We start from the raw sequence: 25840 nt of genomic DNA, 5'->3' as shown, positions 1-25840 counted from the left end.
CTACTTGGAACCCTGCGGCACGTTCTCGAGGCGATCCAGCAGGGTGCGTGCCAAGGATTCCGACGACGCGGGGTTCTGGCCGGTCAGCAGGTTGCCGTCGGTCTCGATGTGGACCGTCCACGGTTCGGCGAGGGTGACCTTGAAACCTGCCTGGGTGAGCCGATCCTGGAGGAGCCAGGGAGCCTTGTCGGCGAGTCCGGCCTGTTCCTCCTCGGCGTTGCTGAAGCCGGTCACCGTGCGGCCGGCGAACGCGTTGACGCCGTCGGAGTTGTTCGCCGCCAACAGGATCGCCGGACCGTGACAGACGATTCCGAGCGGCAGTTGCGCCTCGTCGGCCGCTATCAGCAGAGCTCCCGCGTCCGCGTCGACGGCCAGGTCCTCCATGGGTCCGTGGCCGCCCGGGACGAACACGGCGTCGTAGTCGGCGATGCGAACGTCGGTGAGCGCGATCGGCTTCTGCAGCTCCGGAGCGGTCTCCACGACGTGGCGGATCTCCGCGGCGCGCTCAGGTGTGCCGATGCTCTCGACCGAGAGGCTCGTCTCGTCGACGGGTGGTTTCGCGCCGTTCGGAGTGGCTACGGTCACCTTGTAGCCGGCTGCGCGGAACACTTCCAGCGGCGCGACGGCCTCCTCGGCCCAGAACCCGGTCTTGTGGCTCGAGCCGTCATTCAGCGTCCAGCTGCCGGCGCCGGTCATGATGAAGAGGATGTTGCGTGTCATCTGAACCTCCTGTGTCCAGGTAGACGGTGTCGGTCTCCGACCGCCAACGTAGAGAACAACCGCGGCTTCGGCCACGGCCCAGGTCAGGGCGGGGGAGACGGGTCAGGTCACGTCAAACCGGTGAGTTCCGCCGATCGCTGCCACAACCCGTCGATCAGCTTCTGGTCATGGGCCTGACGGTTCTCCCGACCATTGGCCTTGTGGCGATCGAAGTACACGCCGTTGACCGTCGGGTCGGCGCCGCGCTCGGCCAGGGCGATGAGCGGGGCGGCTCCCTGCTCGGGGGTGATGGTCACCAGGCGCGTCAGCGGAGACCGGTAGGCGAGCCCGACGAAGCGCGAGTCGCGGCCGAAGCTCGTCGCCGCCGGTCCGGGATGCACTGCGGCGGAATAGATCTTGTCACCGGTCCAGCGCTGCGCGATCCCGCGTGTGAACAGGATGTTCATCAGCTTGGCCGTACCGTAGGGCCGCATCGCGAGGGTCCGGCGCTTCTCGAAATCCAGGTCGTCGAGGTCGACCTTCCCGAAGAGGTTGCCGACGCTGGACGTGTTCAGGACGAGCGATTGCGGGGCCGCGGCCAGTCGATCCCGCAGGAGGTGGGTCAGCAGGAACGGCGCGAGGTGGTTGATCTGGAAGTTCGGTTCGTGTCCGTCGGAAGTCCGCTGCGACGCGTCGAACGTCCCGCCCGCGTTGTTCATCAGGACGTCGATGGTCCCGACGGCGGAATTGATCTCGGCGGCTAGATCCCGCACCTCCGAGAGCGCGGAGAAGTCGGCGGTGAACTGCCGCGCACCGGTCTCGGCGGCGATCGGCGCCAGCTTCTTCGCCGAGCGTCCGACGAGGACGAGGTCGGTGTCGGGTCCGGCCAGGGAACGCGCGGCGATCGCGCCGATCCCGTCGCTGGCGCCGGTGAGGACGATGGTGCGTTTCTGTCCGGAGGGGGTGTCACTGGCCATCGGTCGTGCCCTCCGATCCGCCGACCGCGTGACCCTCGTCAGTGTGGTCGGCCGGTGGCTGTGCTCCGTCGTAAGACGCCTTGTCTTCCCGGATTCGGTCGGTCTCGCCGATCTCGGTGTCCCGTGCGGTGGGCAGTGCCGAGGCCGGCCCGTCATTCTCGTCGGGGTCGCTCCGCATGTCGGGGTCGGCCTTCACTTCATCGTCGGTCGTGGTCCAGGTGGGCTTCTCGTTGTCCGGCATCTCTCCACCTTGCCCCAAGACGCAGGATTTCACACCGCCCTTGACTTCAACTGAACTTGAGGTTGTGTGCTCGTCGTCGTGACCACACTCGACCCGGCGAGCCGGCGTATCGGCCTCATCCTCGTCGTCCCGACCCTCATGGCGATGCTCGACGTGACGGTCGTGACCGTCGCGCTGCCGCAACTGACCACCGAATTCGACGCGCCGCTGTCCAGCGTGCAGTGGGTGACCACCGCGTATGCACTGGCCCTTGTCGCGGTCATGCCGCTGTCGGCCTACGCCAGCAACCGCTTCGGCGGCCGACGGGTCTACTGCGCCGCCCTCCTGGTCTTCGTTCTCGGTTCGCTCCTCACCGCCCTGTCCTGGAACATCGGCAGTCTCATCGTCTTTCGTGCACTCCAGGGGCTCGGTGGTGGGATGCTGCAACCCGTCGGCATGGCCATTGCGCTGCAGACCGTGCCGGAGGCGCTGCGCGGTCGGATGATGGCCATCCTGGGACTACCCACCCTCGTCGGTCCCGTGCTCGGTCCGGTGCTGGGCGGCGTACTCGTCGACCACGGCAGCTGGCGTGTCGTCTTCGCGGTGAACGTACCCCTCGGCCTGATCGCGGCGGTCCTGGCGTGGCGGTTCTTCCCCCGAACCGCCACGCGCGGCATGCCGCGAATCGACCTGCGAGCCGTGGCGGCGCTGTCACCGGGCGGGGCGTTCCTGGTTCTCGGCCTGGCCCGCGCCGGGGACACCGGGTCGCTGCTCGCGGCATCGATACTTGTCCCGGTCGGTATCGGCCTGGTCCTGCTGGGCTACTTCGTCCGACGATCGCTGCGCAGCCGCACGCCCGTCCTGGATCTCCGGTTGCTGGCGCACGCGCGTCTGCGCGGTGGCGTCGTGGTGATGATCTTCTTCGCCGGGGCGTACTTCGGATCGATGACGATCCTGCCCATCTACGTCCAGTCGGTCCGATCCGATTCGGCCACGACCGCCGGCATGCTGTTCGTCCTCCCCGCGCTCCTGAGCGGCATCACTCTCCAGATCGCCACGCGGGTCGCCGATTTCGTGGACCCGCGACGGGTTGCGATCTGCGGCATCGTGCTGTCGACGACGGCGATGATCCTGATGGCCACGCTGCTCGACGAGTCGCTGCCATACCCGGTCGTCGTCGCGATCCTCGCTCTCATGGGGATCGGAGTCGGCGCGACGATGCTGCCCACCATGACGGCCGCCACCCGCGACCTCGAGGGCGCAGACACCCCGGGCGGCACGACCATCCTCACGACCTCGAACCAGTTCGCCGTCGCGCTGGCGTCGGCCGCGATCACGGCCACCATTGCGGCCCTGATGAATTCGCGCAGCGCGGCGGTCAACGGTCGGGGAGTGGCGGGTGCGATGTCGTTGAGTCCCGCCGAACGCATCGACGCTGCGCCCGAGTTGGCCTCGGCGATCGCCGACACGTACCTCCTCACGGCAGGTCTTCTCGTGTGTGCCCTCCTCGCGACCGTGTTCGTGATGCCGGCGCGGCGGACCCTTCGAGACGCTCGCAAGCTCGCTCCTCAGGGGGCGGGGTGATGTGCTCGCACGCTCGCTCCTCAGGGGGCGGGGTGAGGTGCTTGCACGCTCGCTCCTCAGGGGACGGGGTGAGGTGCTCGGAAGCTCGCTCCTCAGGAAGCGGATGGGCGACTCACCGCTCGTCAGTCCGGCCTCAGGCGATGAAGAGTATCCATCCGTAGACGAGCAGTCCGAAGACGAAGACCCCGAGGTAGGCCCAGCCGACCCAGATGGCGGCGGTGGCGAACGGGAGGCCCACCTCGCGACGCTGCCGGATCTGGGTGCGCGCACGGTATCCGAGGACCAGTCCCACGATGAAAGTGATCCCGAGGATCGACAACGCCAAGGCCCACAACGCCATCCGATTGACGCGCGGACCGGCACCGGACTGGGGAGCCACGCTGTCCTCCGAACTTCTGGCGGGTTCGACTGCTGAATAGGCCGGGGTCGCCGGGGAGGCAGGGCCCGAGGTCCCGGTGTCCGGGCGGTCGGCGGCGGCAGGTGCGCCGGCCGTGCCGGGACCGTCCACGACGCGGGTATTAGGGGACGGATCGCCGGACAGACCGACTGCCAGTCCGCCCGCACCCACCACCTGCGTCGCGTGATCGTCCCGGTCGGAATCCCGACCGGAGGAGTCCGGTCGTCCGCCCGGCGCTGCACCCGGCCGGGGTCCGGCGAAGGGTGGACGGGAGCCATCGGTAGGCCTATCACCTTGCGGCGGAGCGCCTTTGACAAACGGCGATCCACCCGGGCCCGGGCGTTGACCGGGTGGGGGTCGGCGTCCGGGCGGACCGGATGGCATCGGCGGTCGCGGACCCGGGCCGGACGGATTGCCGGCTGGGCGCTGCACGGTGGGGTTGGCGCCCGCCACCGGCCCGGCCGGCGCGGGCCCGGGGCCATTCTGCCGCGGACGCGGCGCACCGGGCGGGTGCGGTCCCCCGGAGGGACCAGACGTCCCGAACGAGTCACCGCGCGGCGGGGCCGGTCGCCGGCCCGGCGGTGGCCCGGGTCTGGTGGGCGGTCGACCCCCCGGCGGCGGCGTGAAGTCACCGCGGGGCGCCGGCCGGCCGTCGGAACGGTCGGGAGCGTCGGTTCCCTGCGACGAGGTCGGCGAGCCCGCAGGTCGTGCGGGGGACCGTTCCCACGGCGCCGGGTTGCTCGTCGGTGCGGAGCTCTCGGGCGCCGACCAGGACTCGCGGGTCCGGTCGTCTGCGCCGCCGGACCCCGGCGGCGGGTTCGGGGAGCGCTCGTCGTCTGAGGTCACGAGACCAAATTACCCGTGCGTGGCGAGCGGCCCGGTGTCGCGTCGGCCGCGGCGGGTCACGAAGCCTGCGTCTCGGTGCTCTCGGCGAGCGCCTCGCGGACCTCCTCGATCCGCGGGACGGTCGGGGACACCGGGGCCACCACGCGTCGGGCGCGACGCAGCGAGCCGGCGACGACGGCGGCGGTGACGGACGCGGCGACCACACCCAGCGCGGTCAAGAGGTAGTTCTTGGACATGGGCTCAAGAGTGCCAGCCGGTGTGCGGCGCTGCCACCCCGCCCGGTGCATCTGCGCACCTCGGGGCCATGTCCCGACCAGCGGATCCGGGTGAGTGGTTGGATGGAGGGATGACTACACCGAAAAGCTCCGCAGTCATCCACACCAATCGCGGCGACATCAAGGTCGACCTGTTCCCGAACCATGCACCCAAGACGGTCGAGAACTTCGTCGGGCTGGCCGACGGCAGCAAGGAGTACAGCAAGCCCAACGCGTCCGGCGGCAACTCCGGCCCGTTCTTCGACGGCTCGGTCTTCCACCGCGTCATCTCCGGTTTCATGATCCAGGGCGGCGACCCGACCGGAACCGGCATGGGCGGCCCCGGCTACCAGTTCGGCGACGAGTTCCACCCGGAGCTGCAGTTCGACCGTCCGTACCTGCTCGCGATGGCCAACGCCGGCCCGGGTACCAACGGCTCGCAGTTCTTCATCACCGTCGGCCCGACCCCGCACCTCAACCGTCGCCACACCATCTTCGGTGAGGTCACCGATCCGGCTTCGCAGCAGGTCGTCGACGCGATCGCCACGACGTCGACCGACCGCAGCGACCGCCCGCTCGACGAGGTCGTCATCGAGAAGATCGAGGTCAACTGACCTCTCCGGAACACACCGCCCCGCAGCGGGCGGTGTGTTACCGGCATCCCGACCGTCCCACCGGCCTGTCCTGCAGCCGGTGCGGACGGCCGGCGTGTCCCGAGTGCCTGCGTCCGGCATCGGTCGGCCAGCACTGTCTCGAATGCCTCCGCAACGACGGCGTGCAACGGTCGCCGTCGCTCGGCGGCCCACGCCGCGGTGTCCCCGTGATGGCGCGCACCCGCGCGGCCCCGACGCAGCCCTACGCCACGTACGCGCTCATCGCGGTCAACCTGCTGATCTTCGCGCTGTGCGTTCTCCAGGCCGGAGTGGGCGATCCCGGCGGTGCGGCGATCTTCGGCGCCGGCGACCTCCTCAAGAGCGACGTCGCGGCCGGCGAGTACTGGCGACTCCTCACCGCGGGCTTCCTGCATTTCAGCGTCATGCACGTGGCCGTCAACATGCTGTCGCTCTACATCCTCGGCCGCGATCTCGAACTCGCTCTCGGCATCGGCCGATACCTGGCCGTCTACCTGATCGCACTGCTCGGCGGCAGCGCTGCCGTCATGCTCTTCGAGGACGACCGCGCCCTGACCGCCGGAGCCTCCGGAGCCATCTACGGACTCATGGGCGCGATGCTCGTGATCATCCTCAAGGCCCGCGTGTCCCCGGTCCCGGTTCTGCTCATCATCGGCTTCAACGTGGTGCTGTCGTTCTCACTGCCCGGCATCTCGGTCCTCGGGCATCTCGGCGGGCTCGCCTTCGGAGCGGCCGCCACCGCGGCGATCGTGTACCTCCCCGACGCCGTGCTGCCCGCGGGTCGTCGGACTCCCCAGGCCGCGAGTCGTGTCGGCTGGATCGCGCTCGCCGCACTGTTCGTCGTGGCGCTGGGGCTCGGCATCGGCGCGGGCGTCGCGTACGACGGGCTCGTCTACATCCGCTGAGCTGCGGCGCGACCTATCCCTCGTCGACGACGAAGCCGGCGTCGCGCAGCGCGTCGACCACGGTCGGCAGGTCGGTCCCGAGGTCCCAGCGGCTGAAGACCACGAGTCGGGTGTCGTCGCGAGGGCCGACGCCGCGGTCGTGCGCGGTCGTGCCGGCTGCGTCGTCGTCGAGAACGTCGATCTCCAACTGTCCGACCCGCCGGCCGACCCGACGGATCGACAGCGTCCGAATCCGTTCGATGCGTTCCGGGGGGTACGTCCGTTGGCCTCGCAAGGTCCCGAGGACCAGAGCGGGGTTCGGCCCCGATGTGATGGCCAGTCGGGGACGCACCAGCAGGGTGTAGGCGCCGAGCACGAGAAGAAGAATCCCGGCGACGCCCATCAGGACTATGCCGGCCGGATCGGCAGCGGCGACGACCGCCGCCACCACCAACGCCACGCCGCCGAGGCAGCCGGCCAGACCGGCGCCGACGGGGGTCGCCCACGCGTGTGTGTAAGAGACCTCGGAGTTATCCACAGGAGTTACTCACAGTGGGGATGACTTACACACATGTGATTTCCACAGTGTGGATAACTTACACGCGTGTGTTTCAGCAGCTCAGCGCATTCGACACGCGAACGACCGTCGGCGTCTACCGCCAACGCATCGTCATCAACAGGCCCGCCACCATCAGCGAGAAACCGATCAGGAAGTTCCACGAGTTGAGCTCGGCCATCCAATGCAGGACCTGGCCCTCGCCGCCGTACGCGGTGGGCGTGGCGGCCAGGTAGTAGACGACGAGCCAGGCGAGACCCAGCACCATCAGGCCGAGCATGACGCCTACATAGATGGTGCTCGAAGGGCCGGCCTTGACCTTGACCGGCGTCCGGCTGGCCGGGTTGATGGTGTAATCGGTCTTCTTCCGGACTTTTGACTTCGGCATGACTTCCTCTGTTGTGCGGCACCGCCGGGGCGGTCGTACGCGGGCGGGAGAAGGTGAGCTCGTCCCCGCCACTGGCAAACACTCGAGATCTACGGTATCTCACCAGGTCGCCGACGCCGACCACCCGCTTCGGCGGTAGCCTTTCTCGCGTGAGTCGCATTCTGGTGGTCGACAACTACGACAGCTTCGTCTACAACCTGGTCCAGTACTTGGGCCAGCTGGGCGTCGAGGCCGTCGTGTGGCGCAACGACGACCCGCAACTCTCCCCGGCCGATCCCGACCATCTGCGCGAGGCCGTTGCCGGATTCGACGGCGTCCTGCTCAGCCCCGGTCCCGGCACGCCGCAGCGGGCCGGCGCGACGATGCCGATGGTCCGTGTCGCCGCCGAACGGGAACTGCCGCTGCTGGGTGTGTGCCTGGGACACCAGGCGATCGGTGCGGCGTTCGGCGGCACCGTCGACCGCGCACCGGAACTCCTGCACGGCAAGACCTCACTGGTCTTCCACGACGACGCGGGCGTGCTCGAAGGACTGCCGGATCCGTTCACCGCCACGCGCTATCACTCGCTGACGGTGCTCCCCGAGACGATCCCTGATGAACTCGTCGTCACCGGACGCACCGAGTCGGGCATCGTGATGGCGATGGCCCACCGTGAACTACCCATCCACGGCGTGCAGTTCCACCCGGAGAGCGTCCTGACCCAGGGCGGTCACCGGATGCTCGCCAACTGGCTCAAGACATGTGGGATCGAGATCGACGAGACCCGCGTGGCCGCCCTCGAAGCCGAGATGGCGACCGCGGTCGGCTGACTTCGGTGGCGAGGTCACCGAAGTGGTTTCGACTCGGTTCCTCGCTCCGCTCGGTGCCGGCTCAACCAGCAGAGACGATCAGTTGGGCAGCAGGCTCGCCTGGCCGACGATGATCGTGATCGAACCGCTCTTGCGGGCCTGGGACCCGGGATTCGGCTCCTGGCCGACGACGCGACCGTCGTCGGGGCTGCCGAGCGGCACGTTGCGGGTCTGCCGCGTCAGCGTCGACCGCTCCCAGCCGGCCCGCTCGAGATCGGCCTGGGCCTCGGCAGGCGTCTTGCCCCGGAGGTTCGGGACGGTGAAGAGGTTGCCCCGCGACACGCTGATCTGCACGGTGCTGCCCTGCTCTGTGGTCGACCCGGGACCCGGTGAGGTGCTGATGACCTCTCCGGCCGGACGCTCGGAGTCGGCCGCGACCACGACGACCATCATGCCAAGCTCTTCCAGCACGGCTCGTGCCTGACTCTCGGACATGCCGACGACATCGCGGACCGTCACCTCGCGCGGGCCGTTGCCCACGTTGACGACGACCGCACCGTTGACCGGGACCTCGGCGCCGACGGCCGGTGCCGTCGAGACCACCTTGTCCTTCATCTCGGTCGTCGAGTCCACGCGGTCGGTTCGCACGTTTGTGAACCCGAGCACCTTGAGCTGATCCAACGCCTCGGCCGGCGTCTTGCCCACGAGATCCGACGGCAATCGAACACGCTGAGGACCCGTCGAGACATAGAGCGCGACCTCGGAGCCCTCGGCCGCCATCACGCCCTCACCCGGGGTCGACCGCGTGGCGAGACCGACACCGACGTCGAGGCTCGGTTCCTCGAGCACACGCACCTCGAAGCCGGCCCGTTCCAACGAGGCCTGCGCGTCGTCGGAGCTGAGTCCGGAGACCGCCGGCACCGACACCTGCGCCGCCGAGCCCGAACCCCACGGCGACCACAGGAAGAGACCTCCGACGAGCACCATGACGGCGAGCAGCGCGCCGGCCATGAGGAGCCGTGAGCGGCGTCGGGGTGTCTCCTCGGTGTCCTCGTCACGCCGGTGGTTTCCGCCGTTGCCGTTCGAGGTGCGGCCCGCGATCGGCCGACGCGGACCGGTCGTCTCCGTCCGGGTGGGCCGGCGCGGTCCGGTGTCGATGAACTCGGTGCGTTCCTCGTCCGAGAGCAGCATCGGCGCCGACGGTTTGCCACCGGCGAGCACCCGGATCAGATCGGCGCGCAGGTCGGCCGCTGATTGATACCGGTTGTCCTTGTTCTTGCTCATCGCCTTGAGGACGACGGAATCGAGTTCGCGCGGGATCTCCGGCCGGACGTGCGACGGCCACGGGGGATCCTCGTGCACGTGCTGGTGTGCGACCGCCACCGGCGAGTCCCCGGTGAACGGTGGCTCGCCGGTGAGCAGTTCGAAGAGCACGCACCCCATCGAGTAGATGTCGCTGCGCGGATCGACCTTGATGCCACGGGCCTGTTCGGGCGACAGGTACTGCGCCGTACCCATGACCGCGGACGTCTGGGTCATCGTCGACGTCGCGTCACTCATCGCCCGCGCGATGCCGAAGTCCATGACCTTGACGGCACCCGACTTGTCGATCATCACGTTCGCCGGCTTCATGTCGCGGTGGACGATCCCGTTGCGGTGCGAGAAGTCCATGGCGGCCGCGACGTCGGCCATCCACGTCATCGCCTGCCGCGGCGAGATGGGGCCGTTGGCGCGCAACACATCTCGCAGGGTGTCGCCGTCGACGTACTCCATCACGATGAACGGCAGCGGGCCGTCCTCGGTCTCGGCCTCGCCGGTGTCGAAGACCTGCACGATCGTGGGGTGGTTCAGCTTCGCCGCGTTCTGGGCCTCGCGGCGGAACCGGAGATAGAACGACGGGTCACGGGCGAGGTCGGCACGCAGCACCTTCACCGCGACGTCGCGGTGCAGCAACAGGTCGCGCGCGTAGTGCACCTCGGACATGCCACCGAAACCCAGCGTTTCGCCGAGTTCGTAGCGGTCGGAGAGGTGGTGTGGTGTCGACATCGGCCTCGGTGGTTCGCCCCTCAGGATCTGTGGTCAGAACGGGTCAATCGGAAACTATCGGCTCAAACGCACGGCTCGTACACAGCACCATCAGCACAGCGGTGAGAACGGTACGCCGGGGAAACACGGGGTGCCGGTGGCGGCACCGGGGTCCGGCGGCGGCTCGGAGGTGTCGGTCTGCTGACGCGGCGTGGTCGTCTCCGTCGTCGTTTCTTCGCTGGACGTCTCTTCGCTGGTGGTCGTACGGGTCGTGCGTCGAGTCGTGGTCGGCTCGTCGGGCTCCTCCGTCGGTTCCACCGCGGTCGTGGTCTCGACGACCGTCGTCGACGGCGGCGGTGGTGTCGCCGCGTCCCCGTTCCCGCTGTTCACCAGATAGAACCCGATGAGCCCGATGGCACCGACGAGAAGGGCGGCCGCGATGCCGGCCAGGACCTTCTGACCGGTGGTCCAGCTGTTGTCCGGCGGCGGTGGCGCCACCGCGGTCCGCGACGTCGGCCGAGGGGTCACCGGCCGCGAGGCCGCACCCGTCGGGGTGGCCCCACGAGCGACTGCGGCGCCGAGCGCGGCGGCTCCCGCTGCGCCTGCCGCGGCACCGGCGATCGCGCCCGGTCGCGGCGGACGACGCCCGGCACGCACGGCGGCGACCGCGTCGGCGAACTCGCCGCCGTTCGCGTAGCGCTGCCGCGGGTCCTTGGCCATCGTGATCTCGATGAGCTCGCGGACCCCGGACGGCAGGTTCGTCGGCAGGGGTGGCGGTGCTTCCCGGATGTGCTTCATCGCGACGGTGATCGCACCGTCGCCGAGGAACGGACGACGCCCGGTGAGGGCCTCGTAGCCGACGACACCGAGCGAGTAGACATCCGACGCCGCGGTCGCCTCGTCGCCGGTGGCCTGCTCCGGGGAGATGTACTGCGCGGTACCCATGACCATCCCGGTCTTGGTGACCGGGGCGGAGTCGACGGCCTTGGCGATGCCGAAGTCGGTGATCTTCACCTGGCCGACGGGGGTGATCAGGATGTTGCCGGGTTTGACGTCGCGGTGGACGAGACCCTGGCTGTGCGCGGCCTGCAGGGCGCGGCCGGTCTGCTCGAGCATGTCGAGGGTGTTGGTCAGCGACAACCGCCCGAGGCGGGAGATCACCGAGTTCAGGGGCTCACCGTCGACGAGTTCCATCACCAGGTACGCGAGCGGGTCGCCGCCGTTGTAATCCGGGGTCTCGCCGTAGTCGAAGACGTTCGCGATCCCGGGGTTGTTCAGCTTCGCGGTGGTCTGGGCCTCCGCGCGGAACCGCGCGATGAACTCCGGATCGCTGGTGTACTCGGCCTTGAGGACCTTCACCGCGACGCGACGATTCAGGCGCGTGTCGAGCGCCTCCCACACCTGGCCCATGCCGCCCGTGGCGATCAGGCGGATGAGTCGATACCGGTCGCCGATGGTGGTGCCGTTCTGCAGGCTCATCGACTGCCACCTCCCACCAGTGAGTTGATCACTTCTCGTCCGATCGGCGCCGCGACGGTCCCTCCGACCGAGTCCGCGCCGAATTGTCCATTCTCCACCACGACGGCCACCGCGATCTGTGCGTTCGACGACGGTCCGAAGGCGATGTACCACGAGAACGGGGTGTCCGTGCTCGATCCGCTCTCCGCCGTACCGGTCTTCGACGCGATCGACACCGGGCCGCCCGCGCCGGCCGTCGACCGCTCCGACTCGATCATCATCGACGTCAGCTCGGCGGCCTGCTCGGGCGTGATCGGCTTGTTGGCCGTCGTCGGCGGTGTGGTCTGCAGGGTCCGCAGGTCCCCCGCCTGCAACTTGTCGACCAGGTACGGCTGCATGCGCACACCTCCGTTGGCCACCGTCGCGGCTATCATCGCGTTCTGTAGCGGGGTGAGCCGGACGTCACGCTGGCCGATGGACGCCTGCGCGAGGACGTCGAGGGACGGGATCTGCCCGACCGTCGAGTCGACGACGGGCATCGGGATGTCGGGGCCGGGCTGGTCGAGGCCGAACAGGCTCGCGGTCTCGGTGAACTTGGGGATCGCGTCGGACATCTTCTCGGTCACCAGTTCGGCGAAGGCGGTGTTGCACGAGTACTTGAACGCCGTCTCGAGCGACACGGTTCCGCCCGACGACCCGGGGCAGGTCTCGCCGCCGTAGTTCGGGAGGGAGACGTCGGTGCCCGGCAACGGGAAGGTCGGAGCTGCGGTGAGGCGGATGCCCGGGGTGATGTTGTCGCGCAGGGCCGCGGCCGAGGTGACGACCTTGAAGGTCGAGCCGGGCGGGTAGAGCTGGCTGATCGCGCGGTTGAGCATCGGCTGCGCGGTGTCGCCGGGCCGGTTCCACGCCTCCCAGCTGCTCTCGCGGACCTCCTGGTCGTGGCTCGCGAGCCGGTTGGGGTCATAGCTCGGCGTCGAGACCATTGCCAGGATCTTGCCGGTGTTCGGCTGCAGCGCCACGACGGCCCCGCGGCACGGACCGTCGCACGGCCCGTTGAGCATGGCCTGGTACGCGGCCTGCTGCACCTTGGGGTTGATCGTCGTGACGACGTTGCCGCCGCGCGGGTCGCGCCCGGAGAACATGTCCATGAACCGCTGACCGAAGAGCCGGTCGTCGGAGCCGTTGAGAATGCTGTTCTCGTAGTGCTCGATCTGGCTCGCGAGGTACTGGAACGAGTAGAAACCGGTGACCGGGGCGAACGCCTCGGCGCCCTCCCGCGGGTACTGGCGCAGGAACTTCAGGCGGCTCTCGATCGGCACCGACAACGCGATCACCGTGCCGTCGGCGGTCGTGATCAGGCCGCGCTGCCGGGAGTACTCGTCGAGCAGCACCCGATTGTTGCGGGGGTCGGTCTTGAGGGCGTCGGCCTTGAACACCTGCACGTAGGTGGCGTTGGCGAGCAGGGCGATGATCATCACGATCACCGCCATCGACACATTGCGGATCGGCTTGTTCATCGGCGCTTCACCACCTGCGTCGGCAGTGCCTCGACGGGCTTGGCCGCGGGCCGCTTCTTCCCGGGATCGGGCTCCCGCGCGGCGTTCGAGATCCGGATGAGCAACGCGACCAGGATGTAGTTGGCCAGCAGCGACGATCCGCCGTAGGACAGGAACGGCGTCGTGAGACCGGTCAGCGGGATCAACTTGGTGACGCCGCCGACGACGACGAAGATCTGCATCGCGATGGTGAACGCCAGACCGGTCGCCAGGAGTTTGCCGAAGCTGTCGCGGACGGCGATGCCGGTCCGCAGCCCGCGGTGGATGAAGATCATGTACAGCAGCAGGATCGCGGTGAGGCCGGCCAGGCCGAGTTCCTCGCCGATGGTCGAGATGATGAAGTCGGTGTTGGCGAACGGCACGATGTTGGGCCGGCCCGAACCGAGTCCGGTGCCGAACAGTCCGCCCGTGGCCAGACCGAACAGGCTCTGCCCGATCTGGTAGCCCGAGCCGTCGAAGTCCTCGAAGGGGTTCAGCCACACCGAGACCCGGGTCTGCAGGTGCGAGAAGATCGACCACGCGAAGACCGCGCCGATCGCGAAGAGCCCGATGCCCAGCACCAGCCACTCGACGCGCGAGGTGGCCACGTAGAGCATCGTCAGGATGGTCGCGAAGATCAGCAGCGACGTACCCAGGTCTTTCTGGACCACCATGACGGCGATGGCGATGGCCCAGGCAGCCAGCAGCGGACCGAGGTCACGGGCGCGCGGGAGGTCGACACCGAGCACGTGCGGACCGGCGGTGATGAACAGATCACGCTTGGAGACCAGCACCGCGGCCGCGAAGATGATGATCAGGATCTTGGAGAACTCACTGGGCTGGATCGAGAAGAACGGCGTGATGATCCAGTTCTTCGACCCGTTGATCTCCGAGAACGCGCTGGGCAGGATCGCCGGGATGATCAAGAAGACCAGTCCGCCGAGGCCGAGCGTGTAAGCGTACCGCGAGAGCGTGCGGTGGTCGCGGATGAGGATGAGCACCGCGGAGAACGCCACGATGCCCAGCACTGCCCACAGCAACTGCTGATCGGCGTTGCGGGTCGCCTCGGTGGCATTCACCGACTCCCCGGTGTTGCCCGTGCCGAGGTCGAGACGATGGATCAGGACCAGGCCGAGACCGTTCAGGACGGCCACGACGGGCAGCATGATCGGATCGGCGTGGGGTGCGTAGCGGCGAACCACCAGATGGGCGACCCCGAACAGTGCGGTGTACGCGGCGACGTACTTGAGGATGTCCCAGGTCAGGTTCTGGCCCTGGGCGGCTTGGACGATGAGCAGCGCCACCGTCACCAGGCCGATGGCGAATCCCAGGAGCAGCAGTTCGGCGTTGCGGCCGGTGCTCGTGGCGGGTTGGCGTGGCGGGGCGTGCGGGGCGGGCGCGGCTCGAGTCATCTCACCTGCTGCCGGCAGCTCGTGACGGCGTCCTGGTCAGGTGCGGGCGTGTCGGCCGGCCCGGCGTTGCCGGTGGACGGTGCCACCGATTCGGTGGCGCCCTGCTGCGGGATGCCCGGTGCCGGCGCCGCGGTGGCGCGGGGTGCCGGGGCGGACGGATCGGTGCTCGGCGTCGACTCCGACGGTGCCGGTGCCGGGGGAGTCGGCGCGGGGGAGGGCGACGAGGGTGCGTTGTCGCAGCGGAAGGTGAGCTCGTCGGTGACGACGCCTTGGATCTGTTCTTCGCTCTTGTTCCGGATCATCACGTTCTTGACCGACTGGGCAGGTCCCGACACCAGGTCGTCGACGTTGAGCGGGAACTCGCAGGAGGCGTCGTAGGAGATGAACGTGTAGCTCGGTTCCGCCTGGTCGAGATCTTCGACGCAGACGCGCTGCACCGGGTTGCTCATCGACAGGAAGAAGACCTTCTCCGGTGAACCCTGGTAGATGAGCACATCGCCGGTGTCGTCGGCGGCCACGTAGTAGTTGCTGCGCACGATGGCGCGGACGACGAAGATTCCGACGACGAGCGCGGCGATCACGGCCAGCGCGACTCCGGCGACGATCCAGCGGCGGTACTTGCTCTTCTGCTTGGCGGGGGGCTCGTCCTCGGTCAGCACCGTCGGACGCTGCGGTTCGGCAGGCGGCGGGCGTAGTGCCGCGGCGCGTCCCGCGGCGGTGGCGGGATCGGGGGTGTAGATCTCCTCGTTGCCGCCGGCCGCCCCGCCGACGATCGGTCGCGAGTCGCCGTACTGGGTGTCGACGACGTCGGCGAGGACGACGGTCACGTTGTCGGGGCCGCCGCCGCGCAGTGCGAGCTCGATGAGGCGGTCCGCGCACTCCTTGGGGTCAGCGATGGAGCCGAGGGTCTCGGCGATGGTGTCCTCGGTCACAACGTCCGACAGGCCGTCGCTGCAGAGCATGTACCGGTCACCCGCGCGCGCTTCCCGCATGGTGAGGGTCGGTTCGACCTCGGTGCCGGTCAGCGCACGCATGATCAGCGAACGCTGCGGGTGGGTGTGTGCCTGTTCGGCGGTGATCCGACCTTCGTCGACGAGGGTCTGGACGAACGTGTCGTCGCGTGTGATCTGGGTCAGGGCACCGTCGCGGTACATGTAGCCGCGGGAATCGCCGATGTGGCACAACCCGATTCGGCTACCGGCGAAGAGGATCGCGGTGAGCGTGGTGCCCATGCCGTCGAGTTCGGGTGACTCCTGCACCTGCGCGGCGATCGCCTCGTTGCCGGCGCGGGTGGCGCTGTCGAGCTGGGTGAGCAGGTCGCCGCCGGGCTCGTCGTCGTCGAGCGTGCTCAGCGCGCGGATGACCAGTTGGCTGGCGACTTCGCCGGCCGCGTGGCCGCCCATGCCGTCGGCGAGTGCGAGCAGGCGCGGACCCGCGTAGAAGGAGTCCTCGTTGTTGGACCGAACGAGACCGCGGTCGCTGCGCGCGATGTAGCGCAACACAAGTGTCACGGGCGCAACTCGATCACGGTCTTGCCGATGCGGATCGGCGTGTTCAGCGGCACCTTGACCGCGGTCGTCACCTTGGACCGATCGAGGTAGGTGCCGTTGGTGGAGCCGAGGTCTTCGACGTACCAGTCGTCGCCGCGTCGCGAGAGCCGCGCATGCCGCTCGGAGGCGTAGTCGTCGGTGAGCACGAGCGTCGAGTCGTCCGCGCGTCCGAGCAGGACCGGCTGCTGGCCGAGGCTGATCCGAGTGTTCGCCAGTGCACCGTGGGTCACCACGAGATAGCGGGCCGCGCCGCGGACGCCACCACCGCGGCGTCGTTTCTCCGAGCCGCCCGAGTACCGGGGCATACGCAGACCGCCGGCCGACGCGATGTCGGCGCGCAGGGTGCGGATCACTGCGAAGACGAACAACCAGAGCAACAACAGGAACCCGATGCGGGTCAGTTGCAGCACCAAGCCCTGCATGTCGTGTTCACCTCCAGCGCGTTCCGTCTCGGTCGGGTCGTACCCGCGGCAGCAGTCGTCGGACCGCCGATCGAAAGGAGCGGACCCGACTGCATCTTATGGGCAGATCCGCCGAACCCGGTCATTCGGATATGACAGTTCAGTATCAACCGGCCGGAGTGGTCTCTGGCCGGTGTCGACTGCCGCGCGCCCGCGGTGGGCGTGCGCTCGGCGTATGCGGGTCTACTGGAACCGAACGGTGATGTCGGAGTGTCCGACGCGGATGCGGTCGCCGTCGGCGAGTTCCCAGGTGTTCACCTGGAGGTCGTTGACGGTGGTGCCGTTGGTCGAGTTGAGATCGGTGAGCATGGCGGTCGCGCCGTCCCAGCGGATCTCCACGTGCCGGCGCGAAACGCCGGTGTCGGGAAGACGGAACTGCGCGTCCTGTCCGCGGCCGATCACATTGGATCCCTCGTGCAGCTGGAAGGTGCGGTTGCTGCCGTCCTCGAGCAGCAGCGTGATCGACGACGGGGCGTACCCCGCTGCCGGCCGGCCCGCGCCGTAGCCCTGGTCGTAACCGCCCTGGTAGTCGTACCCGGCGGGCTGCTGGCCATAGGCCGGCTGGCCGTAGTCCTGCTGCTCATAGCCCTGCTGGCCGTAACCCTGGTCGTAGGCGGGCTGCTGGCCGTAGCCCTGGTCGTATCCCTGCTGGCCGTAGCCGGGCTGCTGGCCATAACCCTGGTCGTAGCCGGGTTGTTGGCCGTAGCCCTGGTCGTATCCCTGCTGTCCGTAGCCGGGCTGCTGGCCATAGGACTGCTGGTCGTAGCCCTGCTGGCTGTAACCCTGCTGTCCGTAGCCGGGCTGCTGGCCGTAACCCTGGCCGTAACCCTGGTCGTAGCCTTGCTGGTCGTAGCCCTGCTGGTCGTATCCCTGGTCGTAACCGGGCTGCTGACCGTACTGGTCGTAGCCCTGCTGGCCGTAACCCTGGTCGCCCTGCTGTCCCGATCCCTGGCCGTACTGGTCGTACGCGGGATCGGCGCCCCTGCGCTGGTCGTATCCGGGATTCTGAGTCATCTTGGGGGCTCCTTGGTCGGGGGCGTCGGTAGGTGGGGGAACAGGGGCCGGGCGTCCGGCCGGCGGGCCGGGGACCGGTGCACCGTGCGGCTGTTCCGAACGTGCTGCCACCGGGCGGGGCCGCGCGTCCGGGTTGACCGTGCCGCGTGCGCGGAAGATCCCCGTGTGCAAGGACGGCGATTGCTCGAACTCTACGACGACCTTGCCGTAGGTCTGCCACCCGTTGTCCTTGATGAAGTTTTCCAAATGCTTCGAGAAAGTCTTGCGGTTCAGCTCGTATTCCGCAGCGATGTGCTGATGATCGGTGGGACTGAACAGCAGGGTGTAGCTGTTGGCCGCAAGGACCGTACCGTCACCGAGGTTCTCGAGCGACTCCTCGGCTTCTCGCTGTAGCCCGTTCTCGATCTCCTGCGGGGCCACCTGACCACCGAAGACACGGGCAAAACCGTCGTCAACTGCACCTTCGAGCTTGCGTTCCAGTCGTTGCAGGATCCCCACCGAGACCTCCTTTCGCGGCAATAGAGCGTGTCGCCGTGCATCTGGCCTTGTTTGATGATAGCGACATCAACGGCCAACTGTGCCACCAAGGCAACTGGTGCACCGTCTGCAACACCTGTCCCAATGGTGTGTATTCGGCATCTGACGTAACCCGACGTAGTGCGCAAATGCAACGTCGGAGATCGAGTTTTGTTTCGGTGGCGGCGTGCTGCTATCGTCGTCCAGTCGCCGGACACACCCAGTTCGACGACATGCCCACCGGAACTCCGGTGGCCACGGGCGAGTGGCGGAATGGCAGACGCGCTGGCTTCAGGTGCCAGTGTCCTTCGGGACGTGGGGGTTCAAGTCCCCCTTCGCCCACCAGAGCAGAGCTCATGAAAAAGGTCAGGTCGCATGCGACCTGACCTTTTTCGTCGGTGTGGATCGTGTCAGACCCGCCGCACCGGAGGCGGGGTCCAGGCCCCGGTGAGCGCCGCCCGTTGTGGCGCGTACAGGCGCAACGTCACACCCAGCGGCCCGCGGGGGGTGGGCAACCAGTTGTCGACGAGCTCCGGCCCGGGGTTGACGTGCTGGAGGTACAGGTCCAAAGAGCCGTCGGCGTTGAACCGCAAGTTGTCGCGGTCGCCGATCGCGAACCGGTCGATCTCGTTCCCGACCTGGTAGCCCTCGGCGTCGTACATGGTCACCGACCAGAACGCGTCGACCGGGGGTAGTTCTCCGGCGGCGAAGTGAAGTCGGTAGTCGTGTTCACCGGACAGCGGTTGACCATCGGAGTCGGTCAACAACAGCGGGTAGATGGCGTCTTCGGGCGGATTCGCGCCCAGCCCCACCAGAGTCACCTGTGATCGCGCCAGATAGTCGTTGCCGTACACCCCGATCGATTTCGTGACCACTTCCCAGCCGTTGGCGACCGTGCCGAGGCGCATGACATCGCCGATGGACGCGAGAGCCGACTTCGCTCCCCGTTCGATCTCGGCGATCTCGTCCGAGCCGAAGCGACTCGCGTCGAAGCTGCGGCCGGGGACGAGTCCGAGTCCGGCGATCCGCATCAGCACGGAGTTGTCGGTGGCGTGCGGTGGGACGACCCTCAACACCTCGGCCGCCCGGGTGAAGAACTCGACGGCCGACATCGCGTTCACGATGCGCAGCGGCTCGGCAGTCGGGTCCACCGGTTCCTCGGATGAGGTGGTCGGCGACCCCAGAGCAGTCACCGACAGACCCTTCTGGAACTCGTTGACCGACGCGTAGTCGGCGGGCCCGTTGGTCTGGGTGCGGCCGATCACCCAGACGTAGGGAGTCGGCGCCACGATCACCTCGGCGTCGTCGATCTGCGAGGTGTCGTGCTCCCGCAGGGCGACGACGTACCGCTGAGGGCCGGTGCCGCTGGTTCGTTTGCCAGGGGAGGCGAAGACGTCGGTCCACATGTCCAGCATTGGCATCATGTAATAGCGGTCTTGACTGTCGGGGATCTCGATGATGACCGGGCCCCCGGTCAGATCCAGCCAGGCCGACGAATACAGCGTGTCGAAGTTCGGCCGGACCACCGCGCGGAAATCGGCCGACGGGAACTCCGACAAATGGTGGAACTGATTGGCGGGTCCGAAGCCCGGACGGTCGGACGCGCCGGGAGCCGTCTGTTGGCGACGACTGACGTCCATCGTCACGAGTGAGTAGAGGTAGGTGTACGCGTCCGCACTGAGAGACGCGAGGTCGTCGGACAACCGTGTCATGACGAAACTCCTTGTGTGAGTCGGCTACACGCCGGGTGGCAATGCTCCTCGATCAGGCGAGTGCTTTGGCCTTGAGCGCGGAGAATTCGTTGTCGTCGATCGCGCCGGAGTCCAAGAGCGCTTTCGCGTCGGCGATCTGCTCGGCGGACGACTTCGGACCGACCGACCGGATGTAGTCGTCGGTCTGCTGCTGTAGTTGCCGCTGCGCGTCGAGAGCGCGGGTGTGCATGCCGCTGCCGCGGGCGATGAGGTACACGAGCGCGGACAGGAACGGCACGAAGACGAGCGCCACGACCCATACCGCCTTCCACCAGCCGGACAACTCACGGTCGCGGAACAGGTCGGTGAGGATGGTGAACAAAATCATCAGGTAAGCGACGAACGCGAAGATCACCAGCGTGTACCAGATGAAATCCCAGAACGAATCCCACATGAATTCTCTCCTTCGGGCCAGGTTCAGAACAGGATGAGTGTCGGCAGCCGGGAGGCAGGTACCCGGAGTCAGGATGACGTCTTCGGGTGCCGATCGGATCACCCGCCTCGTATGAGTTCCGGCAGTCGGGAGGTCACCGTGAGACGCGGCATGTATCGCGGCTCAGTTGTGTCCCTCGGGTGATGGCGGTGTCTCGGATTTGTTGTGCGGCAGCGTCATTTGGGCAGCGAGGCCTCGGGCGTATCGGTCGACCAGATCCGCGGATGCCGGGTGCGGGAGCACCCGGACGACGGGATGACCGATGACGGCCCGACGGCCGGACCGGCCGGGACGAAGGGGCATGAGATCTCCGGTGGTCGACGAATGCTGCTCTCGATGCTCCTTCGTCGTCGTCGAGCCGTCGTCATTCGAACCGGACGATTTCTACGCGCGCGCTCGTGTCGCCGCGACTACTATTTGCGGCACCCTCATGACGTCGGTCCGAGGGAATCGACGAAGGGCAGCGAGGTGAACGACGCGAGCCGACGCCTCCCCCCGTCTCTTCGGCTTCGCATCTCCCGTCCCGAGCTTCCTCCGGGATTCGTCCCGCGGCCCCGGCTCGACACGCACCTGCTACCTCGGGGACCGCGCCACGTCACCGTCGTCGCGGCGGGACCCGGATACGGCAAGACACTTGCGGTCGCAGCTCACCTCGCCGCCCGCGGCGACCGGCACCGGGCGGTGTGGCTGGCCGTCAGCGACATCGACGGATTGTCGACGTTCTGGGGTGACCTTCTCGGTGCACTGACCGCAGCGCATGTCCTGGCCGGTGGCTCGTTCTCCGAGATGGTGCCCGGCAACGACTTGGGGCCCGCCGAGGTCGGCCTCATCGCCGACGCCCTTGCGTCGCATCCGGAGCCGCTGACCATCGTCCTCGACGATGTCCAGCGAATCACTGATCGCGACGTGCTGGAGTCGATCGCGCATTTCATCGCGGCGCAGCCCGACCAGGTCCATCTGGTGGTCATCTCGCGCACGACGCCACGTCTCCACCTGCGACGACTGCAACTCGACGGGCGTCTCACCGAGGTCGGCGCAGACCTGCTGACGATGACCAGGGGGGAGGTGGGTCAGTTCGCCGAGCTCGCCGGCGCAGAACCCATGTCCGACGACGATCTGGTCGGCTTCTGGGTCCGCACCGAAGGCTGGGCGGCGGGTGTACGACTCGCGCTGCTGAGTGCGGGATCCTCGGGACTAGGCGCTTGGTTGAAGAGAGGACCCGATCGGCTGATCGCGTCCTACCTGTTGGAGGAAGTCCTCGAACAGATCCCGCCGACGGACCGCAAGTTCCTGCTGGCGACCAGCGTCGCGGAGGCGCTTGATCCGGCACTGGCCGGGGCGATCACGTTACGACCAGACTGCCGCCGAATCCTCGAATCGCTGGCCGACGCGAACCTGTTCACCGTTCGAATGGAAGGTCGCCGGGACTGGTATGCCTACCACCCGCTGTTCCGGCAGTTGTTGGCCGAGCGGCTGGCCGCCGAGAGTCCGGACGCGCCCGCCGAACTGCATCGTCGGGCGGCGGCCTGGTTCGGTCGTACCGGTGACCCGATCTCGGCGATCCGGCATCTGGCGTCGGCGCAGGATTGGGCCGGGCTCCTGGAGGTCCTGGGTGGATCCGCAGTTCCGCTCGTGCTGTCCCCGCACGCGGGTGAGCTGGCGGCCGCGTTGCGGCCCGCGGTCGAGCACGCAGCGCGACAACCCACTGCCGAGACGCTTCTCGCCTCCGTGATCGCCTCGTTCCACGACCGGGATTTCAGCGTCATGTTCCATTACGCGGAGGCGGCCTCCGACGCGGTGGCGCGACGTGAGGACGTGAAGACGGCTGCCGCGGAGATCATCCTGGCGCTCGCGGCCATGGTGCGCGCCCGGGCCGAGGCCGTCGACGACGTGGTGTCCCGATGCGAAGCAGTGTCGAGGGTGGCGACCTCACCATCGGGCAGCACCCTGCCTGCGGCTCCGGCCTACGCGTTGATCGCTCGTGCGAACCGTGCCATGGGACTGGTCCACCGCGGTGACTTCGGCGGGGCCGCGGCCGAACTGGAGGGCGCGCACGCGGCCGCGGAGGCGGCCGGGATGGCGTTGATGGCGATGGCGACGCAGGCGCACCTGGCGTTGACCGATCTGATCGTCGGAGATCTGCCACGAACGGCCGACCGCGTTGCGACCGTCGAATCGACTGCCCGGCGCCGCGGTTGGACGCAGCAACCCCAGATGATGGCGATGTATGCGGCGCAGACGCTGCTCCTGCTGGAACGTCACGAGCTCGATGTCGCCGACGCCGCCATCGACGCGGCTCGCCGAATTGTCGGGCAGGCCCCCGACAGTGCGGCGTTGTTGCTGGTGGAGATCGCGTCGGTGGGCGTCGCCGTCTCGCGTCGGGACGCGTTCGCGGCGCGGGCGGCCCAGCGTCGGATGGCGGTGGTCGTCGAACGATGTGGCCCGCTGCCGCCGCTCCTGCGCAGTTGGTGTGCCGTGGTCGCGGCGGAAGTGGCCATCCTCGCAGGTGACGCCGCTTCGGTCGCGCGGGCACCGTTCGATGATGGCCACGACTTCTCGGGTACGCGATCGGTCGGCGCCTACCCGGATGTGCTCCGGCGAACCACTCGTGCCAGGGCCTTCTTTGAGCTCGGCAGGCCGGCTGACACGATTGCGCAGTTGGGCCGGTTGACCGACTACGCGCCGTTCCGGTTGCAGGCGGTCGACGCCGGGGTGCTGTGGGCGGTCGCGGCTCATCAACTCCGTCGTGAATCCGATGCGCTCGATCAGATGGCTGCTGCGGTCGCGCTGGCGGCCGAGGTCGGTCAGGTCCGTCCGTTCGCGGCGATGGGCGAACCCGCACGGGTGCTGCTCGCCCGGCATGTCCGGATCGCCGGACCGCACGTCGATCTCGGTTTCGCTCTCGATCTGCTCGGAGTCCTCGGCGACGATGCCCCGCAGACCGGCGATCTCGACGTCGCCGAACCGGTCGGCGAAGCGTTGACCGAACGCGAGTTGGTGATTCTCCGGTACCTGCCGACGATGTACAAGGCGGCAGAGATCGCCGCGGATCTGTTCGTGTCGGTCAACACGGTCAAGACCCACCAGCAGGCGATCTACCGCAAGTTGGGGGTGTCGTCGCGCCGGGATGCCGTCGACCGTGCCAGAGAACAGAACCTGTTGTAGCGCAGTCGATGACGAAGTCGTTCACGACGACTCCCTGGCGGCACGAAGCGATGCGACGATGGCTCGTTCAGGTATTCGTCCGTGCGCGGTGACGTGACCGCCGGCCGACGCCACCGCCGAGAAGAACGACGCGGTGCAGATGTACTCCCAGACGATGGCGAGACCGGAGCCGCCCGGTGAGATGGCCATGGCGAGGTTCTCGACGTCCTCGAGGGAGAGCAACTCGATCATGGAACTGCCGAGTGAGTCGAGCTCGTCCAGGTCCGAGTCCTCGAATTCCGCAACCGCGACGGTTCCGTCCGCGCGGCGGCTGACGACGAGCAGATCCAGCACCCGGACGAGGTGGTTGTCGACCAGCCCGGCGAGTTCGACGCGCACGTCCCTGTCGACGGACGATGCGCCCGCCGGGAGTTCCACCACCACGTAGTCGACCGGGCCGAGCTCTCTGGTCATCGTCACTCCTTCCGCGTTGTGAGGAGAGTGTGCGCGGCAGGACGGGTGATGTCGTCATGCTGAATGGGTGAGCGACGCCAGTTCTGGCGGTCGCGACGAACCGGAGGTGATCCATGGACAAGCCCCGCGACCGCGACCCCGATGGTCGCGCCCGCCAGGCCCGGCCGCGCGACGAGTTGGGCCGGCCGTTGCCGTATGGCGCGCAGGGCGTCGAACCGGTGTCCGAGGAACCGTTGCCGCCCGATGAGACGATCGCGCTCGCGTGCCAGTTGCTCGAAGAGGGGCGGCCGTTCTCCGCGCACGAGGTGTTCGAGACCCGGTGGAAGTCATGTCCGCCCGAGGAACGGCCGCTGTGGCAGGGACTCGCGCAGCTATGCGTCGGACTGACGCACCACCGTCGGGGTAACGCTGTCGGTGCCCGCCGACTTTACGACCGGGCGGCTGCGCGGTTGGAGGAATACGAACAGTCTCATGGACTGACGTACGGGATGGATCTCGCGGCGATCCGCGACCGTGCGTTCGCGGAGATCAACTCTGACCCGGCCTGAATCGGGTCACGCCGTCCGGTAACGCAGCAGCGAGACGCCCAGCTCGAAACTCTTGGTGTCGACGAGCAGCAGCGCAGGGATCTCGAGGCCGTCCGGGAACAGGCGGCGTCCCGCGCCCTGCACGGTCGGGTAGACGAAAAGCCGGTACTCGTCGACCAGACCGGCTCCGATCAGCGTGTGGCAGAGGCTGATGCTGCCGGTCACGACGATGTCCTTGCCGTCGGCGTTCTTCAGTGCGGTCACCTCGTCGACGACATCGCCGGACAGAACGGTCGAGTTCTGCCACTCCGGGTCGGTCATCGTGCTCGACACCACGTACTTGTCGACGGTGTTGAGATAGTCGGTGATCCCGGTGGCGTCGTCGGTCTGGTGCGGCCAGAAGCCGCGGAAGTCCTCGAAGGTCTGCCGGCCGACGAGCAGCGCGTCGGCCTCGGCGTCCTGCCGGTGGGACTCGGCCATGAGGTCCCGTGCCTCGACGGTCGGGTCGAACCAGTTGGTCAGCATCTCGATCGAACCGTCGAGCGTCATGTTCTGGGTGATCGCCAGCGTGCGCATGCTTCTCCCTGGGGTCGTTGACGTGGTCTCCCAGATACCGACCGGCGGGCCGGTCGATAGTCATCGGAACGGCACGCTGTTAGCGCGGCGTCATCTCGACGATGGCGAGTGGGCGTGTCGTCTTATTCTGATAGCCGGCGTAGCGACCCTTGTTGACTTCGTCGACGAGAACGAAGCGCCGGGCGTAGTCCGGGTCGTCCGGGTAGGTCGCCCGCGCGGTGACCTGAATCCGACGACGACCCACCTGGACTTCGACGTTGGGGTGCGCTTTGAGGTTGGCGAGCCACCCCGGTGGTCGCGGCGATCCGCCGTTCGACGCGACCACCAGGTAGGCCTCGCCGTCGCGCGCATAGGTGAGCGCATTGCACCTCGCCTCACCGGTGCGGCGGCCGATCGTGCGCAGCAGCAGCGTGGGATTGCCCATCAGCAGCCGGTGGCCGACGAGTCCGCCGGAATGCTCGTAGAGCCATTGGTGGGTCTGCAGTGCTCGGATGAACAGCGACGTCATGGGTCCACTATCTCGGATGTCGAGCCAAGAGGGGACCCTTCGAGGCCCGGCGGCTTGCGCTCGTCGCACCTCGGTAACTCCGGTCTGGCGGCCGTCGTGGATCACGAAAGAACTGTTCGGTGCGGGCCCTTCTATTGCTCCCTGAGGAGCGAGCTTGCGAGCGTCACGAAGGGTCTTGGTGAGTCGGGTTGCGAAGACCCTTCGTGACGCGCCCTCCGCAAGCTCCGGGCG

The 25840-nt window shown here is 67.9% G+C and carries 25 protein-coding genes and 1 tRNA gene; 7 read left to right on the top strand and 19 right to left on the bottom strand.

Features of this window, described 5'->3' with window-relative positions; genetic code table 11:
• From Q9R39_RS21460 to Q9R39_RS21450, 3 genes are all read right to left on the bottom strand, one after another.
• The gene (locus tag Q9R39_RS21460; protein WP_311278216.1) at nucleotides 1-720 is read right to left on the bottom strand and encodes a type 1 glutamine amidotransferase domain-containing protein; all 720 of its coding nucleotides are present in this window, start codon (nucleotides 718-720) and stop codon (nucleotides 1-3) included.
• Nucleotides 721-827: 107 nt separating this feature from the next.
• Nucleotides 828-1676, bottom strand: coding sequence for an SDR family NAD(P)-dependent oxidoreductase (locus Q9R39_RS21455; RefSeq protein WP_137809125.1), 849 nt, complete (start codon nucleotides 1674-1676; stop codon nucleotides 828-830).
• The gene (locus tag Q9R39_RS21450) at nucleotides 1666-1917 is read right to left on the bottom strand and encodes a hypothetical protein (protein WP_137809124.1); all 252 of its coding nucleotides are present in this window, start codon (nucleotides 1915-1917) and stop codon (nucleotides 1666-1668) included. Before Q9R39_RS21450 ends, Q9R39_RS21455 begins: the two co-directional genes overlap by 11 nt.
• Before the next feature lie 78 nt (nucleotides 1918-1995).
• Here Q9R39_RS21450 and Q9R39_RS21445 point away from each other — a divergent pair, with 78 nt between their 5' ends.
• Entirely contained in the window at nucleotides 1996-3480 is a 1485-nt protein-coding gene (locus tag Q9R39_RS21445) for a DHA2 family efflux MFS transporter permease subunit (RefSeq protein ID WP_311278215.1), read from the top strand.
• A 133-nt stretch (nucleotides 3481-3613) separates the two neighbouring features.
• Here the strand turns inward: Q9R39_RS21445 and Q9R39_RS21440 are convergent, their stop codons facing one another.
• Nucleotides 3614-3859, bottom strand: coding sequence for a DUF4190 domain-containing protein (locus Q9R39_RS21440; protein ID WP_137809197.1), 246 nt, complete (start codon nucleotides 3857-3859; stop codon nucleotides 3614-3616).
• Nucleotides 3860-4779: 920 nt separating this feature from the next.
• Nucleotides 4780-4959: a hypothetical protein gene (locus Q9R39_RS21435; protein ID WP_211540287.1), complete on the bottom strand. Its 180-nt coding sequence runs from the start codon at nucleotides 4957-4959 to the stop codon at nucleotides 4780-4782.
• A 110-nt stretch (nucleotides 4960-5069) separates the two neighbouring features.
• Between Q9R39_RS21435 and Q9R39_RS21430 the strand changes: the two genes are divergently transcribed.
• Nucleotides 5070-5591 (top strand): peptidylprolyl isomerase, encoded by a 522-nt coding sequence (locus tag Q9R39_RS21430; protein WP_058253011.1) that lies wholly within the window; start codon nucleotides 5070-5072, stop codon nucleotides 5589-5591.
• A 209-nt stretch (nucleotides 5592-5800) separates the two neighbouring features.
• Nucleotides 5801-6514, top strand: a complete 714-nt coding sequence (locus Q9R39_RS21425; protein WP_311278214.1) for a rhomboid family intramembrane serine protease — start codon at nucleotides 5801-5803, stop codon at nucleotides 6512-6514.
• Between the two features lie 13 nt (nucleotides 6515-6527).
• On the opposite strand, the gene Q9R39_RS21420 is transcribed toward Q9R39_RS21425, so the two are convergent.
• Together Q9R39_RS21420 and crgA are read right to left on the bottom strand one after the other, a co-directional pair.
• On the bottom strand, nucleotides 6528-7031 hold the full coding sequence (locus Q9R39_RS21420; protein ID WP_311278213.1) for a PH domain-containing protein: 504 nt from the start codon (nucleotides 7029-7031) through the stop codon (nucleotides 6528-6530).
• A gap of 115 nt (nucleotides 7032-7146) precedes the next feature.
• Nucleotides 7147-7437 carry a cell division protein CrgA gene (gene crgA, locus Q9R39_RS21415; protein ID WP_010843022.1) on the bottom strand — a complete coding sequence of 97 codons (291 nt, stop codon included), beginning with the start codon at nucleotides 7435-7437 and terminating at the stop codon, nucleotides 7147-7149.
• Between the two features lie 149 nt (nucleotides 7438-7586).
• Here crgA and Q9R39_RS21410 point away from each other — a divergent pair, with 149 nt between their 5' ends.
• Nucleotides 7587-8246, top strand: coding sequence for an aminodeoxychorismate/anthranilate synthase component II (locus tag Q9R39_RS21410; RefSeq protein WP_078114064.1), 660 nt, complete (start codon nucleotides 7587-7589; stop codon nucleotides 8244-8246).
• A 78-nt stretch (nucleotides 8247-8324) separates the two neighbouring features.
• On the opposite strand, the gene pknB is transcribed toward Q9R39_RS21410, so the two are convergent.
• The 7 genes from pknB to Q9R39_RS21375 all read right to left on the bottom strand — a co-directional run bounded on the left by pknB (nucleotide 8325) and on the right by Q9R39_RS21375 (nucleotide 18178).
• Entirely contained in the window at nucleotides 8325-10271 is a 1947-nt protein-coding gene (gene pknB, locus Q9R39_RS21405; protein ID WP_311278212.1) for a Stk1 family PASTA domain-containing Ser/Thr kinase, read from the bottom strand.
• A 90-nt stretch (nucleotides 10272-10361) separates the two neighbouring features.
• Nucleotides 10362-11729 (bottom strand): protein kinase domain-containing protein, encoded by a 1368-nt coding sequence (locus tag Q9R39_RS21400; protein ID WP_058253015.1) that lies wholly within the window; start codon nucleotides 11727-11729, stop codon nucleotides 10362-10364.
• Nucleotides 11726-13225 (bottom strand): penicillin-binding protein 2, encoded by a 1500-nt coding sequence (locus Q9R39_RS21395; protein WP_311278211.1) that lies wholly within the window; start codon nucleotides 13223-13225, stop codon nucleotides 11726-11728. Before Q9R39_RS21395 ends, Q9R39_RS21400 begins: the two co-directional genes overlap by 4 nt.
• Nucleotides 13222-14655, bottom strand: coding sequence for an FtsW/RodA/SpoVE family cell cycle protein (locus Q9R39_RS21390; RefSeq protein ID WP_311278210.1), 1434 nt, complete (start codon nucleotides 14653-14655; stop codon nucleotides 13222-13224). The genes Q9R39_RS21395 and Q9R39_RS21390 overlap by 4 nt, the downstream gene beginning before the upstream one ends.
• The gene (locus Q9R39_RS21385; protein ID WP_068971405.1) at nucleotides 14652-16166 is read right to left on the bottom strand and encodes a PP2C family serine/threonine-protein phosphatase; all 1515 of its coding nucleotides are present in this window, start codon (nucleotides 16164-16166) and stop codon (nucleotides 14652-14654) included. The genes Q9R39_RS21390 and Q9R39_RS21385 overlap by 4 nt, the downstream gene beginning before the upstream one ends.
• The gene (locus Q9R39_RS21380) at nucleotides 16163-16627 is read right to left on the bottom strand and encodes an FHA domain-containing protein (RefSeq protein WP_058253019.1); all 465 of its coding nucleotides are present in this window, start codon (nucleotides 16625-16627) and stop codon (nucleotides 16163-16165) included. Before Q9R39_RS21380 ends, Q9R39_RS21385 begins: the two co-directional genes overlap by 4 nt.
• Nucleotides 16628-16849: 222 nt before the next feature.
• Nucleotides 16850-18178, bottom strand: coding sequence for a DUF3662 and FHA domain-containing protein (locus Q9R39_RS21375; RefSeq protein ID WP_311278209.1), 1329 nt, complete (start codon nucleotides 18176-18178; stop codon nucleotides 16850-16852).
• 277 nt (nucleotides 18179-18455) lie between these two features.
• On the opposite strand from Q9R39_RS21375, the gene Q9R39_RS21370 reads away from it, so the two are divergent.
• Nucleotides 18456-18541: transfer RNA gene (locus Q9R39_RS21370), tRNA-Leu, on the top strand.
• A 65-nt stretch (nucleotides 18542-18606) separates the two neighbouring features.
• On the opposite strand, the gene Q9R39_RS21365 is transcribed toward Q9R39_RS21370, so the two are convergent.
• Together Q9R39_RS21365 and Q9R39_RS21360 are read right to left on the bottom strand one after the other, a co-directional pair.
• On the bottom strand, nucleotides 18607-19908 hold the full coding sequence (locus Q9R39_RS21365; protein WP_068970526.1) for a DUF1254 domain-containing protein: 1302 nt from the start codon (nucleotides 19906-19908) through the stop codon (nucleotides 18607-18609).
• Nucleotides 19909-19960: 52 nt separating this feature from the next.
• Nucleotides 19961-20341, bottom strand: a complete 381-nt coding sequence (locus Q9R39_RS21360) for an SHOCT domain-containing protein (RefSeq protein WP_068970527.1) — start codon at nucleotides 20339-20341, stop codon at nucleotides 19961-19963.
• A gap of 507 nt (nucleotides 20342-20848) precedes the next feature.
• Between Q9R39_RS21360 and Q9R39_RS21355 the strand changes: the two genes are divergently transcribed.
• Nucleotides 20849-23545 (top strand): LuxR C-terminal-related transcriptional regulator, encoded by a 2697-nt coding sequence (locus Q9R39_RS21355; RefSeq protein WP_311278208.1) that lies wholly within the window; start codon nucleotides 20849-20851, stop codon nucleotides 23543-23545.
• A gap of 21 nt (nucleotides 23546-23566) precedes the next feature.
• Here the strand turns inward: Q9R39_RS21355 and Q9R39_RS21350 are convergent, their stop codons facing one another.
• Nucleotides 23567-23998 carry a DUF6325 family protein gene (locus Q9R39_RS21350; RefSeq protein ID WP_311278207.1) on the bottom strand — a complete coding sequence of 144 codons (432 nt, stop codon included), beginning with the start codon at nucleotides 23996-23998 and terminating at the stop codon, nucleotides 23567-23569.
• Nucleotides 23999-24111: 113 nt separating this feature from the next.
• Here Q9R39_RS21350 and Q9R39_RS21345 point away from each other — a divergent pair, with 113 nt between their 5' ends.
• Nucleotides 24112-24546, top strand: a complete 435-nt coding sequence (locus tag Q9R39_RS21345; protein ID WP_311278206.1) for a DUF309 domain-containing protein — start codon at nucleotides 24112-24114, stop codon at nucleotides 24544-24546.
• Nucleotides 24547-24552: 6 nt separating this feature from the next.
• Here the strand turns inward: Q9R39_RS21345 and Q9R39_RS21340 are convergent, their stop codons facing one another.
• Complete coding sequence (locus tag Q9R39_RS21340; RefSeq protein WP_311278205.1) at nucleotides 24553-25101, bottom strand: dihydrofolate reductase family protein; 549 nt, start codon at nucleotides 25099-25101, stop codon at nucleotides 24553-24555.
• 79 nt (nucleotides 25102-25180) lie between these two features.
• A complete protein-coding gene (locus Q9R39_RS21335; RefSeq protein ID WP_311278204.1) occupies nucleotides 25181-25609 on the bottom strand; it encodes a nitroreductase family deazaflavin-dependent oxidoreductase in 429 nt (142 codons plus the stop codon).
• Nucleotides 25610-25840: the final 231 nt, after the last annotated feature.

It is taken from the genome of Gordonia sp. AC31 (assembly GCF_031844505.1).
Classification (GTDB): Bacteria; Actinomycetota; Actinomycetes; order Mycobacteriales; family Mycobacteriaceae; genus Gordonia; species Gordonia hongkongensis.
This window is presented reverse-complemented; position numbering and strand designations above follow the sequence as displayed.